The following is a 15,053-nucleotide window of genomic DNA, read 5'->3' on the forward strand; positions in this document are numbered from 1 at the left end:
GAGGATCATTTGTAGCTGCGCAGGATGCGGTCGGCTTCCTTCTGCGCGTCCTGCATCGCCTGGGCCGGCGTCTTGGTGCCGGTCAGCGCGGCCTGCAGGCCGTCGTTCAGGGCCTTGGTCACGCGCTGGTTCTCATGCGTGGAGAACTCGGCCACCGACACCGGCAGCTGGTCGCGCGCCACCAGCGCGGCCGGGAAGTCCTGGCCGTACTTCTTGAGCGTGGGCGTGTCGTAGGCGGCCTGCGAGACCGCGACGTAGCCGGTCTCCATGCTCCACTGCGCGGCGCGTTCGGGCTGGGTCACCCACTTGGCGAACTTGAAGGCGGCTTCCTGCTGCGCCGGCGTCGACTTCTTGAAGATGTAGAAGTTGCCGCCGCCCGTGGGCGAGCCCTTGCGCTTGTTGCCCGGGATCATGCCGACGCCGAAGTCGAACTTGGCGTTGGCCTTGATGTTGGTCAGGTTGCCGGTGGTCGTGTAGATGATCGCGGCCTTCTTCTCGAAGAAGTCCTTGGGCGTGGTGCCCCATTCGACGACGCCCGGCGGGTGGATGCCGGCCTTGCCCAGGTCGACCCAGAACTGCAGCGCCTCGATCACCTTGGGGTCGTCGAACTTGACCTGCGTGCCCGCGTCGTTGGCGAGGATCGTGTCGTTGGGCGTGGTCAGGGTCTGGAACAGCCAGTAGGGGAAGCCGCTCGACGGGATCTGCACGCCGTACTGCGTGGTCTTGCCGCCGGCGTCCTTCTTGGTGAGCTTGGTCGCGGCGTCCTTGAGCTCGGCCCAGGTCGTCGGTGCCTTGTTCGGGTCGAGGCCGGCTTCCTTGAACAGTTCCTTGTTCCAGTACATCACCACGGTCGAGCGCTGGAAGGGAATGCCCCAGGTCTTGCCGCCGGTCTGGCTGTTGGCCATGAAGGCCTTGTAGAAGCTGCTCATCCAGGCCTTGTCTTCGGCGGTCTTGGCGAAGTCGTCGAAGGGCACGATGGCGTCTTCGTCGATCAGCGTGAACATGTCGGTCGACAGCAGCACCGAGGTGACCGGCGGCGTGCCCGACTTGTGGGCCGTGAGCGCCTTGACGATGGTCTCCTGGTAGGTGCCGGCATAGATCGGCGTGACTTTGATGCCCGGGTTCTCCTTCATGAAGCCGGCCGCGAAGCCGTCGATGGTCTTGGCGATCGGGCCGCCGACCGCGACCGGATAGTAGAACTGCAGGTCGACCGGGGCCTGGGCGTGCGCCATGCCGGCGAGGCTGGTGAACAGGGCCGTGGCGGCCAGCGCCTTGACGAAGGTGTTGCGTTGCATGGGGGACTTCTCCTCGAAATAAAATCGTCGTTCTGGGGTGGTGCGCGTCAGTGCGCCGTTTCGGTGCGTCGGCCCGCGGCATCGAAACCGTGGGCCTCGTCCGGCGACCAGCGCAGGCCGACTGCGTCGCCGGGCGCCGCTTGGTGCTGGCCCGCGGCGCGCACCAGCAGCGTCTCGCGGCCGACCGCGCAACGCAGCACCAAGTCGGCGCCCAGGTACTCGACGCTGCGCACCACGGCGGGGATGCCCTGGGCGTCGAGCGTGATGGCCTCGGGTCGCACGCCCAGCATCGCGGCCCGCACGCCGGATGCGGCCTCGCTGCCCGCGATGCAGCCGTCGGCCTCGAGCGCGACCAGGTTCATGGGCGGCGTGCCGATGAAGCGCGCCGCGAAGGTGGTGGCAGGCTGCGCATAGAGCGTGCGCGGCGTGCCGGCCTGCTCGACCCGGCCCTGGTGCAGCAGCACCACCTGGTCGGCCATGCTCATGGCCTCGGTCTGGTCGTGCGTCACGTAGACCACGGTCAGGCCCAGCTTCTGCTGCAGCTCGCGCAGTTCGCGGCGCATGTCCTGGCGCAGCTGGGCGTCGAGGTTGGACAGCGGCTCGTCCATCAGGCAGACCTTGGCCTGCGCGACCAGCGCGCGGCCCAGCGCCACGCGCTGCTGCTGGCCGCCCGAGAGCTGGCCGGGCTTGCGGTCGAGCAGGGCGCTCAGGCCCAGCAGCTCGGCCGCCTCGCGCAGCCGTCGCGCGCTCTCGGCGGCCGGCACCTTGCGCACCGACAGGCCGAAGCCGATGTTGTCGGCCACGCTGAGGTGGGGGAAGAGGGCGTAGTTCTGGAACACCATCGCGATGCCGCGCTGGGCCGGCGGGAGGTCGGTGACGTCGCGGCCATCGATCAGCACCTGGCCGGCGCTGGCGGTCTCGAGGCCGGCAATGATGCGCAGGGTGGTGGACTTGCCGCAGCCCGAGGGGCCCAGGAGGACGCAGAAGGAACCGGATTGAATCTGCAGATCGACGGCATGCAGGGCGGTGCTGTCGCCCCAGGATTTGGCGACGCCGTTCAGGGCGATGGAAGACATGCCGCAGTGTAGGAATGAAGTGTGACAAGTGTGTTGCCTCTTGGCTCAGTGTTTTCCTAGGAGGGAGGGCATGCGAAACTTCGCTACAGTGATCTCGCCTGTCCGGGCTTCGTATATCTAAGGAAAATTCATGAGCAAGAAAGTCGCTTACGTCACCGGTGGCATGGGAGGCATCGGAACCGCCATCTGCCAACGCCTGCACAAGGACGGTTTCACGGTCATCGCGGGCTGCGGCCCCACACGCGACTTCAGCAAGTGGCTCAACGAGCAGAAGGCGCTGGGCTACGAGTTCCACGCATCGGTCGGCAACGTCGGCGACTGGAATTCGACGGTCGATGCCTTCGGCAAGTCCAAGGCCGAACACGGCAGCATCGACGTGCTGGTCAACAACGCGGGCATCACCCGCGACCGCATGTTCCTCAAGATGACGCCGGAGGACTGGAGCGCGGTCATCGAGACCAACCTCAACAGCATGTTCAACGTCACCAAGCAGGTGGTGGGCGACATGGTCGAGAAGGGCTGGGGCCGCATCGTCAACATCAGCTCGGTCAACGGCGCCAAGGGTCAGGCCGGCCAGACCAACTACTCGGCGGCCAAGGCCGGCATGCACGGCTTCACGATGGCGCTGGCGCAGGAACTCGCCGCCAAGGGCGTGACGGTCAACACCGTGAGCCCGGGCTACATCGGCACCGACATGGTCAAGGCCATCCGCCAGGAAGTGCTCGACAAGATCGTCGCGACCATTCCCGTCAAGCGCCTGGGCGAGCCCAGCGAGATCGCCTCGATCATCTCCTGGCTCGCGACCGACGAGGGCGGCTACTCCACCGGCGCCGACTTCTCGGTCAACGGCGGCCTGCACATGCACTGAGCGCCGCGCGCGCCGGCCCAGAAAGAGACCCGCTTCGGCGGGTTTTTTCATGGCTGTCGTGCCGTGGCGGGAGCGTGGACGCTACAGTCGCAGCAACCCCTCGCGCCTGTTCATGGCGCGAGTCCTCTCCAGCGATTTCCCTCAGCAAGCGATACCCACCGGATGCCCCACAGCGTTTCATTGATCAACACCATCGCCGCAGGGCTGGGCCTGGCGCTCATCCTCGGCTTCCTGGCGGCGCGCGTGCGTTTGCCGGCACTCGTCGGCTACCTGCTGGCGGGCGTGATCATCGGACCGTTCACCCCCGGCTTCGTGGCCGATGCCGAGATCGCCGCCCAGCTGGCCGAGATCGGCGTGATGCTGCTGATGTTCGGCGTGGGACTGCACTTCTCCCTCGACGACCTGCTGGCGGTGCGCAAGATCGCCGTGCCCGGTGCGCTGGTGCAGATCGGCGTCGCCACGCTGATGGGCGGCGCGCTCGCCACCTGGTGGGGCTGGGACCTGGGCGGCGCGCTGGTCTTCGGCCTGGCGCTGTCGGTGGCCAGCACGGTGGTGCTGCTGCGCGCGCTCGAGAGCCTGGGCCTGCTCGATTCGTACACCGGCCGCATCGCGGTCGGCTGGCTGGTGGTGGAAGACCTGGCGATGGTGCTGGTGCTGGTGCTGCTGCCGCCGCTGGCCGGCACGCTGGGCGGGGCCGCCGACGGTGCCGACGCCGGCGCCATCTGGACCACGCTGGGCATCACGCTGCTGCAGGTCGGCGGCTTCGTGGCGCTGATGCTGGTGGTCGGCCGGCGCGTGTTTCCCTGGATCCTTTGGCAGGTCGCGCGCACCAACTCGCGCGAGCTCTTCACCCTGTGCGTGGTGGCCGCGGCGGTGAGCATCGCCTTCGCTTCGGCCGCGCTGTTCGGCGTGTCCTTCGCGCTGGGCGCGTTCTTCGCCGGCATGGTGATGCGCGAGTCGGAGTTCAGCCAGCGCGCGGCCGAGGAGTCGCTGCCGCTGCGCGACGCCTTCGCGGTGCTTTTCTTCGTCTCGGTGGGCATGCTGTTCGACCCCTCGGTGCTGGTCGACCGGCCGCTGCAGGTGCTGGCCGTGGTGGGCGTGATCGTGGTGGGCAAGTCGATCGCGGCCTGCGTGCTGGTGCTGGCCTTCCGCTACCCGCTCAACACCGCGCTCACGGTGAGCGCAAGCCTGGCGCAGATCGGCGAGTTCTCCTTCATCCTGGTCGGCCTGGGCGTGGCGCTCAAGCTGCTGCCGCCCGAGGGCCAGAGCCTGATTCTGGCCGGCGCGCTGATCTCCATCGCCACCAACCCGCTGTGGTTCAGCCTGATCGCGCCGATCCAGAAATGGCTGCGCGCGCATTCGGCCTTCGCGCGTTCGCTCGATGCCCGCGACGACCCGCTGGCCGAGCTGCCCACCACCACCGAGGCGCGCTACCTGTCGCGCCAGGTAGTGCTGGTGGGTTACGGCCGCGTGGGCCGGCGCATCGCCGCGGCGCTGACCGCGCACCACATCCCCTTCGTGGTCGCCGAGCAGAACCGCGAACTGGTCGAGAAGCTGCGCGCCGAAGGCGTGGCCGCGGTGTGGGGCGATGCCGCCGAACCCGCGGTGCTGATCCAGGCCCACGTGGCCCGTGCCCGGGTGCTGGTGGTGGCCACGCCCGATGCGATGAACGTGCGCCAGATGATCGAGACCGCGCGCACCCTCAACCCGAGCATCGAGACCGTGGTGCGCAGCCACAGCGAAGATGAGGCGCGCCTGCTCACGCAGGAGGATGCCGTGACGGTGTTCCTTGGCGAAGAGGAACTGGCCCAGGCCATGGCGCGCGACGTGGTGCGCCGCGCTGCCGTGCCGGCCTGAGCGCCTGTCCGCAGATCCCCAGCGGCTCAGAGGTCTTCGATCACCAGCATCCGGTAGCGCTGTGCGATGGCATAGGGCACGGTGCGTACCACCGTCATCAGCCGCTCGGCCGCTTCCTCGTCCTTGGTCTCGACCAGCAGCGCGGTGTGGCCTTCGCGCGCCAGCTTGGTGTAGGCCCGCACGGTCGCGCCTTCGGTACCGGCCGAGGGCAGGGGGTTGTCGGCGTCGGAAGTCGTTGGCGTGATCTGCGCCAGCACCGCTTCGGGCGGGATCAGGTAGATGGCGTCGGCGTCGAAGCCGTGGTCACGCAACTGCTGCCCCACGTGCCGGGCGTCGTCCGCGTTCGGGAACATCACCATCGAATGGCCGGTGGGATAGAAGGCGCCCCCGATGGTGGCGGTCATGTGGGGTTCGAGCGCAAAGTTCTTCATGGTGAGGTCTCCGGTCACGGCGCGGGGCCGAAAACCCCAGCCTAGAAGCCGCACGGTGGCGCAGTTGTAGGAGAAGCCTGGAAGCGCATGAAGCCGCCCAGCCTGAGGCCGGCGTCTTGCATCGGCGCGTCAGGAAGGCAATGGCTATTACAAACTAAGACGTTTGTGATAAATCGTGACTTTGTCCCCTGGCAAAGTGGCGGCGCTTGCATAGCATTGGGCCGTGTCTTCGACCCCTCACCCTTCCTCTTCATGTCTCCCCTGCGAAACATCGCGTTGACCGTCCACGAGCTGGAGGAGGGCGAGTTCCATTGGGTGCTGGTGGAAGCGCCCGGCGTGGAAGAGACACTGCCCTACCAGCCATTGGAAGCTTCCGACGACGCGTACGACAACTACAGCACCGCGCTCGTTGCGGGGCTGGCGGCCATGCGGCGCCTGTTCGGCAGCGCGGGGCCGCGCGGCTGAGTCCTGGCGCGGGTGTCGGCACTCGGGGCCGCCGGGCTTCGGCATCGGTCGTTCGCCTCTTCGTCCTTGCCGGTGTGTCCCTCGCACGGGACAGGCTCGCCGTACGACGGGTAAACGCCGAGGCGCCGAGGCCAAGGAAGTCTCCGTGCTCTGTGACAATCTGTGTCCCGTCCCCACGAGGAATTCAGATGCCGAGGTCGAGCCCTGTCCCGTTTTCCATCCTGGCCGCGACTTTCGCGGTCTTGGCCCTGGCGTCTTGTGGAGGTGGCGGGGGCGGTGGCGGAGGGGGCGGTGGCGACAGTGCACCCTCGACAGGCCCGGCCTTGCCCGCACCCGCGGCCATGATCGCGCGCGCCAAGGCGCTCGAACTGAACACCCCCTATGTGCCGCCGCCGGGCGACGTGCTCGAGCACCACACCTCGGGCTATGCCAAGACGATGTGCTCCGCGGCCTTCATCACCGGACTCAATCCGGATGTCGCCGTCGAGAACGTGGGCTTCTTCACCGGCCCCTATGCCTGGCGCCAGGCCGTGGGCAAGCCGGTCTTCGACTACGCGAAGAAGGAAGTCCGGATCACCATGCCCAACAGCCGGGTGATCACGGCCCGCTACTACGGTTCGCAGGGATGCGTCACGTTGCCGAACGGGCGCGATGATGTGGCGTTCACGCCGGTGCGCGTGACCAGCACGTTGCCCAGCGCCGACAGCCTGCCCTGGCCCATGGGCGATGTGTTGCCCACCGACCCGGTGGCGGGCATCGACACGGCCAAGGTGGCGCAGGCGGTGCAGGCTGCCTTCGCGGCACCCGACGCCTACACGGCGGCTTTCGTGGTCACCCACAAGGGCCGCATCGTGGGCGAGCGCTACATGCCGGGCATCACGCCGAGCACGCCGCTCGAGTCGTGGTCGATGGGCAAGAGCGTGGTGGGCACGCTGATGGGCGTGCTGGTCAAGCAGGGCGACTACACGCTCGACCAGCCGGCCCCGATCCCCGAGTGGCAGGCGGCCGGCGACCCGCGGCAGAACATCCGGATCTCCGACATCCTGCACATGTCGAGCGGGCTGCGCATCAAGGCGCCCGAAGACCCGGACTTCGACCCCCAGGGCACCTACCCCGACCACACCTACTTCTACACCGGGCGCATCAACATCTTCAACTACGCGGCGACGCGGCCGCAGCAATGGCCGCCCAACACCGTGGGCCGCTACCGCAACACCGACCCCGTGCTCGCGAGCTACCTGGTGCGGCTGGCGGTCGAGAAGCGCGGCGAGGAATACCTGTCGTTCCCGCAGCGCGCGCTGTTCGACAAGATCGGCATCCGCTCGATGGTCATGGAGACCGATCCCTACGGCAACTTCATGACCCAGGGCTACGAGTTCATGGCCGCGCGCGACTGGTCGCGCCTGGGCAACCTGTACCTGCAGGACGGCGTCTGGAACGGCGAGCGCATCCTGCCCGAGGGCTACGTGAAGTTCGTCAGCACGCTGGCGCCCGCCTGGGCCGCCGACAAGCGACCCATCTACGGCGGCTTCTTCTGGCTCAACGGCTCGGGCCAGTACGCCGTGCCGACCTCCGCCTATTACATGCTGGGCGCTGGCGGCCAGATCACGCTGATCGTCCCCTCGCACGACCTGGTGGTCGTGCGCATGGGCTTCGACCGCGGCGCGACACCGTCGGTGGCCGCACTGCAGAAGGCCCTCGGCTTGCTCATGGAAGCCGTGCCCCGTTCCAATGGCCAATGAACGTCACTTCCCCTCCCGGAGGCCGCAGCCGCTGCGCGTGGCCTCTTCCGCGTTGATGGTGTCCATCGCGCTGCTGCTCGCGTCGTGTGGTGGCGGAGGAGGTGGGGGCGGCGGCAGCAGCACCGAGGCGCCAGCGCCGAATCCGCCCGCGAACCCCGGCACCGGCAACGGCTACCCGCATGCCGCGGAGCCGATCGGCACGGTGCGCCAGATGTACGACGGCGTGCTCACGCCCGAACTGGCCGTGAGCACCTACCGCAACATCGACCGCCTGTTCCCGACCCGCACGATCGATGCCGGCGGCACGCCCTACGCGCTGCCTCCGGCCGCCACCCAATTGACGCAACTGCGCTTCGTGGCCGGCACCCGCGACTACGGCCTGGACGAGTTCTTTGCCGCCAACCGCGTGGCCGGCCTGCTGATCCTCAAGGACGGCAAGATCGCCCACGAGAGCTACCAGTACGGCAACACGCAGAAGACGCGCTGGATGTCGATGTCGGTCGCCAAGTCGGTCACCTCGACCCTGATCGGCGCGGCCGTGCAGGACGGCCTGATCGCGAGCATCGACGACCCGGTCGTCAAGTACGTGCCGCGGCTCAAGGGCAGCGCCTACGACGGCGCGACCGTGCGCGACGTGATGATGATGGCTTCGGGCGCGCGCTGGAACGAGACCTACACCGATCCCACCTCCGACCGCCGCCAGATGCTCGAGGCCCAGATCGGCCAGACGCCCGGCGCGCTGATGACCCTGATGAGCAAGCTGCCGCGCGCGGCCGCGCCCGGCACGGTCAACAACTACAGCACCGGCGAAACGCAGGTGGCGGGCGAGATCGTCTACAACGCGGTCAAGCGGCCGCTGGCGCAGTACCTGTCGGAGAAGATCTGGTCGCGCATGGGCATGGAGGCGCCCGCCAACTGGTGGCTGGATTCGCCCAACGGCGTGGAAATCGGCGGCAGCGGCATCAGCGCGACCCTGCGCGACTACGGCCGCTTCGGCCTGTTCATGATGAACGACGGCGTGATCGACGGCCAGCGCGTGCTGCCACCCGGCTGGGTGGCCGAGGCGGGGTCCCCCAAGCGGCTGAGCGGCGGCGCACCGCTGGCCTACGGCTATCTCTGGTGGATCCCCGGCTGGCGTTCGGGCGACGACGGCGCCTTCTACGGCACGGGCATCATGGGCCAGTACCTCTACATCAACCGCAAGGAGAAGGTCGTGATCGTGGTGTGGGGCGCGCAGCCGCAGCCGACGGGGGCAGGGTTGCCGATGGTGCCGTTTTTTGATGCGGTGGTGGGGGCGCTGCAGGGGGCGAAGTAGGGCGGCTTCGCGTTTCCCTTGAGGAGTCGAGGTCGGTGACAAAGAAACCATGTCCTGAATTCCACGCTCCGCGCCGGTTGCCTGTCCATCGTCCCATGATGGATTGAATGTAGGTGAAGACCGCGTGACGGCCCGCGCCGCGCGTGATTGCAGGCATGCAGCTTGCCAACGAGGCAATCACCGGCGTCCGGCCCGACGCCGCCGGTGATCGCAAGCTGTCCAGTCCCGGTGCCGCTCAGTGACGATTCCATGGGGGCACTGCTCGCGAAGGTCATCGAGCAGGGAAACACCTACCGTGAGTGCCGGGCCGCGGCGCTGGGCGTGCCGGCGCCCACCTCGAGCCAGTGACATAGCCCCTCGGCGCTTCGGCGCTGGGGGGCTTTTTTTCGTCTTAGATTGCGCATCCCGTGCCGGCGGCGTGAGTATTGTTGCTGATCGCGCCGATCTTACCGCGCACTTCTCAGCATATGCTCTAAGTCAACTTGCATTCGCTTACGATTGCGGTCCGCTCATGGCGGCAAGGAGCGATTCTGTGAAAGTATTTATCAGTTGGTCAGGTGAGCTGAGCCATGCCGTTGCGCAGGTTCTGAGGGACTGGGTTGGTTCGGTACTCCAAGCTGCGAAGCCCTGGCTTTCATCTGCAGACATTGAGCGCGGAGCTCTGTGGATGGGAGATATTGGGGCGCAGCTCCACGAATCGACTGTCGGCATCTTTTGCCTCACGGGTAACAACAAGAACGCACCGTGGATATTGTTCGAGGCGGGCGCGGTAGCGAAGGGTGTCGCAAGCAGCCGCATCTGCACGTTGCTTATCGATCTGGAGCCCACAGCCGTACTCGGCCCACTATCACAGTTCAATCACACGAAGCCCACGAAAAGTGACATGTTCAAGCTCGCTTCGACTTTGAACTTAGCTCTTGGCGATGGGCGGCTGTCAGATTCCGGCCTGCGTCGATCGTTCGATGCCCATTGGCCGCAGTTTGAACAAGAGTTTAATCACGCTGTTGCGACAAATCCTGAGCCTCAAGGCGCTGCGCCGGCTCCAAACGCGAACGATCTTTTGACGGAGATCTTAGCCAGCGTTCGATCGCTCGGCAGTCGGGTGCAACAGATGGAAGAACGCGCCGTTCGACTTAGCCCGCAAATGGCCTATCCGTTCCCGAGTGATCAATCAACGGCAGAACCGATTCCCCGCTGGGCTAGGCCGATCGCCTCCAATTTTGCCAATGAGGAGCGCGCACGTATGGAAGCTGCCGCCCGATCTGCTCAAGCCGGTGCCCTTCAGTCTGTAGTTTCTCCGACAGGTCGGCGTAGAGGTCTCAGTGCCGAAAAGGAGTCCGGCAAGATTTTTCCAGAATGAAACTGAGGTAACTCCTGTGGATCGTAAGGAGTTTCTTAAAAAATCGTTACGAAGAGGGTTGCATGTTCGGTTTTGTAACGGTACAGTGGCTGCGCGCGGGCGTCTCGCCTGATCGCTGCAGTTGACACTTGAACTCGTTGGATTTGCCTTCGTAAGAAGGCGCTTGCTTGCAAGCGTACGGGAAGGGACCTAGGGTCCTCTCTCCCTCTCGGAAGAGAGAACGTCTGTAGATCTAGCCATGGGAAATTTGGTAGTTTCCAACGAGTTGTCGGCGTATGCGACAAGTTTCCCTGTTGTCCTATTGAATGGACTGGCTAGAAATCTACCATTCTGGAATTAAAATTGGCTGTTTTAGTTCCATATAAAAAAACCAACACTTCCATTGGTTCTATTGAGTCGCTTTGCGGCACTCTAGGGATTACACAGGAAGAGCTGGCAAGAGCAATTGCAATGCCTCTGGTGATGCGCTACACGACGGTAGAGGCGCAGCCCAAAGCGGATGGCTCTGTTCGCTCGGTTAGCAACCCCCATTTCCTGATCCGAAAAATTCAGCGACGCCTAAACAAGCGTATTTTTTCAAACGGCGCGTTAATCGGATGGCCTGACTATATTTTTGGGTCGATACCTAATCAGTTTGATGCGTTGGGCGTTGAGGCGGATAAAGACTATATTGCATGCGCGGCGCGGCACTGTGGTGCGAAAAGTATTTTGCATTTGGATGTGCAAAGCTTCTTTGACAACATTCATCGTACTCAAGTTCTTGCAATATTTGAAGATTTTTTGAAGTACAGTGAAGCGGTGTCTGATCAGTTGGCTGACATATGCTGTAATGGGGAAAATCTTGTGCAAGGCGCACTTACCTCTAGCTATCTGGCAACGTTGTGTCTATGGGATGTCGAAGGTGAAATGGTTAATCGCTTGAACAGAAAAAGCCTTACCTACACTCGGTTTGTTGACGACATTACGATCTCTTCTAAAGTTGCCAGTTACGATTTTTCATATGCGCAGGGTATCGTGCAAGATATGCTGGCCAGCAAAGATTTGCCTATTAATTCAGGTAAGACGCGGGTGCGCCGAATCTCATCTGAGGCTCTAACGGTTCATGGCCTTCGAGTCAACTTTAGTCAACCGAGACTCCCAAGCGATGAGGTTAGGCGCATTCGAAGCTCCGTCCAGAATGTTGAGAAATTGGCGGTCGAATCGAATTACAGGCAAAGTCACTCATACCGAAAAGACTTCAACAGGTGTATGGGGCGCGTCAACAAACTGAAGAGGGTCGGGCACAAACAGCATGCTGATTTGTTGAAGAGACTTCGGGAAATCCTCCCATTGCCCTCGTTTAAGGATATTGAGCGTGCTCATTTAATGGTTGCTCGTTTGAAGGACAGTTACCAAGCAAAAGGCGACTCCTTCTGGTATAGGCGGCGCTTTTACGCCACTCACGAGCGACTCACCATCCTAGACCGTTCATTTCACGCAATCGCGGTAAAGCTTCGAGGTGAGCTTCGGCTCATCCGTCCCAGCTATGACTAGAGCTCTGCCTGCGCTGCAGAGCCTCATGCGTTTCGGTGGGCGGCTCACTTGGCCGACAGAAGTGCTCTCTATCCTGTGGGTGCTCGTGATCATTGCGACCACGGGGTTGATCGTTGCGACGATTATTTCATGCTCGACACTCTGGCTGGATGGTTATTGGCGCAGGGAGTTCTGCCTGAGAAATGATTGCATAAACGAGTTTGCTGCTGGGTTTTCTCAAGCGTTTGTAGTGTTAAAGGCAACATTGGATATCGTGGTTGCAGTCGCAACGGCTGGAGGAATAGTCGTTGCATTGTTGAGTTATCTATCTAATGTTCGAGTGACTGCGCTCGCGAACCATATCTCGCATTTAAATCTTTTTCAGCAATACGTTGCCTCTGAGATTTCCAAAAGAGACCGGCTCGCCCAGAAAAGCTTTGACACCCATTTTTTCTATAACAAGATTTTCAGCGCCTCCCGGAGTGGGTTGACAGACGTCTCTTTCGAGTACCTTCAGTTTGTAGATAAAATGAACAATCTCATTTTATTTTCAAATGATCAGAGTGTGTACGCAAAAGGCGGATCGTATCGTTACAAGCCTCATCAAGAAAGAGTCTGTGCGCATTTGAGAACTGTTGGTATATTTATTAATCCCGCGCCTCGCAATGATTTTTACGAAATAGAGGGGCAGATTATTTCGTTAATTCAAACCATTAATCGTTCTATGTGCGCGGTTGGAGAGGTTCCTGAGTTTTTGGACAGAAGGTACATTTAAGTTCATTGAGCTTCTATGCTTATTTTTCGTATGAAATTTCGGCGTTGCCAAGCTGCTCTGTTTGAGGTGCGCCCTCCTGATTTTTTTGTGCATAAGTTTTAGCTTGCCATGGCCAAGAGTGATATTTATCACCTCTCTGGCGGATGTGGGTATATCTGCGCGGAGAATTCCAGGTTCGGTGCCCTGAGATGCTGGCGACGTGTGGGATATTCCAGCTAAGCTCAAATAGGCGGCTTATTTCGTCGTATCGCAGGTCATGAAAATGCAGATCCTCGATGCCCAGCAGAGTGCAGGCGTCTGAAAAAAGCCGGCTGATCGTGCTGCTGTTGTAGGGGAAGATTCGGCCTGTTTGCTCGGGTGACTTGCGTCGATTCAAGACGATGGCCAGCGCCTCGGGCGTGAGGGCGCAGCGAACGTCGTTCCCGTCCTTCTCACCAGGATGCTTCATGTCACGAACCCACAGGTCAGGTTGCGCTTCGTCCAGATCCTCGAAGGTCTGTCTAGTGATCTCTTCTTGCCGGCGCGTGCTGAAGATCGCGTAGCAGATGATCTCCTGCATCGGTGTGGTGTGTTTGCGCTTGACGCGACCGAAGTAGGTCATCAGCTTGTCGAATTCCTCCAGGGTCGGACGCCTGTCGCGGCTTCTGGACCTCGACGTGAGGCCAAGAGATTTGCTGACCTTGCGAGCATCGGCAATAACCTGAGGGCCTAGCTGGTAGTTCCAAGCTGGCCGGGCCAGGCTATAGATCGAGGAGATGTGAGAGAAGTAGTTGCCTACCGTCTGAGGTTGGACGCCCAGGTCCTTGCCGAACTGCACCCAGTCGGCGCTAGTGATGGTCGATCCGCGGCGCTCGGCCAGGCTGCTTGCCGCCGCCTTCTTGAGCACCTGCGCCTTTGTCGTTCAGAGTTCCCTGCGTGATTCGTCGATGTACTTCTGAATGGTTTCCGCAAAGGTCGGGTCCGGCGCCCGGAGCTTTTCGAGCGTGCCGGGCTTGCCCAGTTCTGCCTCGCGGGTCTTCATCCAGCGCTTGGCCGTGGCCTCGCATCGAACGTCTCCGTTTCGCTATCGACGACCAGGCCGCCTTCCTTATTCGGATGCGGGCTATGTGCGCTACGCTTCCGTCTGCGCGCTTGCGTTTCATGATGGTACCCAAGGGTGCCTCTCCGGTGGCACATGAGTTTTTTGTGGCACGAAATGTGCCACCGAGAGCGAAAAATAGCGTTGAACGAGATCGAATGACACCAAACGAGAACCGCATAAACACTGGGCTGCAGCCCGATTCCCCTCTCAACGCCCGTGCCGTCGAGCCCATGCGCGTGTCCGTTGCCCCCATGATGGACTGGACTGACCGCCACTGCCGCTACTTCCACCGCCTGCTCACCCGCCACGCGCTGCTCTACACCGAGATGGTCACCACCGGCGCGTTGATCCACGGCGACGTGCCGCGGCACCTGCGTTTCAACGCCGAGGAGCATCCGGTGGCGCTGCAGCTGGGCGGCAGCGAGCCGGCCGACCTGGCGCATTGCGCGAAGCTGGGCCAGGACTGGGGCTACGACGAGATCAACATCAACTGCGGCTGCCCCAGCGAACGGGTGCAGCGCGGCGCCTTCGGGGCCTGCCTGATGAACGAGCCGCAGCTGGTGGCCGATTGCGTGAAGGCCATGGTCGACGTGGTCGACGTGCCGATCACGGTCAAGCACCGCATCGGCATCGACAAGATCGAAAGCTACGACTTCGTGCGCGATTTCGTGGGCAAGGTCAGCGAGGCGGGCTGCCAGACTTTCATCGTGCATGCGCGCAATGCCTGGCTCAAGGGGCTGTCGCCCAAGCAGAACCGCGAGATCCCGCCGCTGCGCTACGAGCTCGTGCACCGGCTCAAGCACGACTTCCCGGCACTGCGCTTCTCGATCAATGGCGGCATCTCGCAGACCGCGCAGGTGCACGAGCAGCTGCGCCTGCTCGACGGCGTGATGGTGGGTCGCGAGGCCTACCACAACCCCTGGTGGCTGGCCGAATGGGACGCGGCCTTCTTCGGCGCCGCGCCGCGCGAGATCGACCGTGAAGAGATCGAGCGGCAGATGTGCGACTACATGGTGCGCGAAGCGGCCGAGCACGGCACGCCGTGGTCGAACATCGCGCGCCACATGCTGGGCCTGCGCAACGGCCTGCCCGGTGCGCGGCGCTGGCGCCAGGTGTGGAGCGACCACAAGCAGAAGGGCCGGCCTCCGCACGCGGTGATGGCGCTGGCGCACGAGGCGGCCACACAAGCCGCGTAGGCGCCCGGGAGCCCGGGAGCCCGGGAGCCCGGGAGCCCGGGAGCCCGGGAGCCCGCACATTCGCTGCTGCAGTGCGCCAG

Annotated in this window: 13 protein-coding genes; 9 read left to right on the plus strand and 4 right to left on the minus strand. The window is 63.1% G+C overall.

Annotated features, from left to right (window positions below; all coding sequences use genetic code 11):
* Nucleotides 1-5: 5 nt before the first annotated feature.
* On the minus strand, nucleotides 6-1,295 hold the full coding sequence (locus K0H49_RS20665; RefSeq protein WP_219216463.1) for an ABC transporter substrate-binding protein: 1,290 nt from the start codon (nucleotides 1,293-1,295) through the stop codon (nucleotides 6-8).
* Nucleotides 1,296-1,342: 47 nt separating this feature from the next.
* On the minus strand, nucleotides 1,343-2,371 hold the full coding sequence (locus K0H49_RS20670; protein ID WP_219216465.1) for an ABC transporter ATP-binding protein: 1,029 nt from the start codon (nucleotides 2,369-2,371) through the stop codon (nucleotides 1,343-1,345).
* A 130-nt stretch (nucleotides 2,372-2,501) separates the two neighbouring features.
* On the opposite strand from K0H49_RS20670, the gene phbB reads away from it, so the two are divergent.
* A complete protein-coding gene (gene phbB / locus K0H49_RS20675; RefSeq protein WP_219216467.1) occupies nucleotides 2,502-3,239 on the plus strand; it encodes an acetoacetyl-CoA reductase in 738 nt (245 codons plus the stop codon).
* Nucleotides 3,240-3,401: 162 nt separating this feature from the next.
* On the plus strand, nucleotides 3,402-5,096 hold the full coding sequence (gene ybaL, locus K0H49_RS20680; protein ID WP_219216469.1) for a YbaL family putative K(+) efflux transporter: 1,695 nt from the start codon (nucleotides 3,402-3,404) through the stop codon (nucleotides 5,094-5,096).
* A gap of 26 nt (nucleotides 5,097-5,122) precedes the next feature.
* Here ybaL and K0H49_RS20685 read toward each other — a convergent pair whose 3' ends face one another.
* Nucleotides 5,123-5,527: a hypothetical protein gene (locus K0H49_RS20685; RefSeq protein WP_219216471.1), complete on the minus strand. Its 405-nt coding sequence runs from the start codon at nucleotides 5,525-5,527 to the stop codon at nucleotides 5,123-5,125.
* A 252-nt stretch (nucleotides 5,528-5,779) separates the two neighbouring features.
* On the opposite strand from K0H49_RS20685, the gene K0H49_RS20690 reads away from it, so the two are divergent.
* The 6 genes from K0H49_RS20690 (at nucleotide 5,780) to K0H49_RS20715 (ending at nucleotide 12,696) form a co-directional block, all read left to right on the plus strand.
* Entirely contained in the window at nucleotides 5,780-5,992 is a 213-nt protein-coding gene (locus tag K0H49_RS20690; RefSeq protein ID WP_219216473.1) for a hypothetical protein, read from the plus strand.
* A 323-nt stretch (nucleotides 5,993-6,315) separates the two neighbouring features.
* Complete coding sequence (locus K0H49_RS20695; RefSeq protein ID WP_257625047.1) at nucleotides 6,316-7,734, plus strand: serine hydrolase domain-containing protein; 1,419 nt, start codon at nucleotides 6,316-6,318, stop codon at nucleotides 7,732-7,734.
* Between the two features lie 37 nt (nucleotides 7,735-7,771).
* Nucleotides 7,772-9,049, plus strand: a complete 1,278-nt coding sequence (locus K0H49_RS20700) for a serine hydrolase domain-containing protein (protein WP_374122393.1) — start codon at nucleotides 7,772-7,774, stop codon at nucleotides 9,047-9,049.
* Between the two features lie 532 nt (nucleotides 9,050-9,581).
* On the plus strand, nucleotides 9,582-10,409 hold the full coding sequence (locus K0H49_RS20705) for a toll/interleukin-1 receptor domain-containing protein (RefSeq protein ID WP_219216477.1): 828 nt from the start codon (nucleotides 9,582-9,584) through the stop codon (nucleotides 10,407-10,409).
* Nucleotides 10,410-10,751: 342 nt separating this feature from the next.
* Entirely contained in the window at nucleotides 10,752-11,942 is a 1,191-nt protein-coding gene (locus tag K0H49_RS20710) for a reverse transcriptase family protein (protein ID WP_219216478.1), read from the plus strand.
* Nucleotides 11,908-12,696, plus strand: a complete 789-nt coding sequence (locus K0H49_RS20715; protein ID WP_219216487.1) for a retron Ec48 family effector membrane protein — start codon at nucleotides 11,908-11,910, stop codon at nucleotides 12,694-12,696. Before K0H49_RS20710 ends, K0H49_RS20715 begins: the two co-directional genes overlap by 35 nt.
* Nucleotides 12,697-12,715: 19 nt before the next feature.
* Here K0H49_RS20715 and K0H49_RS30715 read toward each other — a convergent pair whose 3' ends face one another.
* Nucleotides 12,716-13,582, minus strand: coding sequence for a tyrosine-type recombinase/integrase (locus K0H49_RS30715; RefSeq protein WP_374122394.1), 867 nt, complete (start codon nucleotides 13,580-13,582; stop codon nucleotides 12,716-12,718).
* Nucleotides 13,583-13,932: 350 nt separating this feature from the next.
* Between K0H49_RS30715 and dusA the strand changes: the two genes are divergently transcribed.
* Nucleotides 13,933-14,973, plus strand: coding sequence for a tRNA dihydrouridine(20/20a) synthase DusA (gene dusA / locus K0H49_RS20725; RefSeq protein WP_219216489.1), 1,041 nt, complete (start codon nucleotides 13,933-13,935; stop codon nucleotides 14,971-14,973).
* Nucleotides 14,974-15,053 lie beyond the last annotated feature (80 nt).

This window comes from Variovorax boronicumulans, assembly GCF_019352895.1.
GTDB classification, from domain to species: Bacteria; Pseudomonadota; Gammaproteobacteria; order Burkholderiales; family Burkholderiaceae_C; genus Variovorax; species Variovorax boronicumulans_A.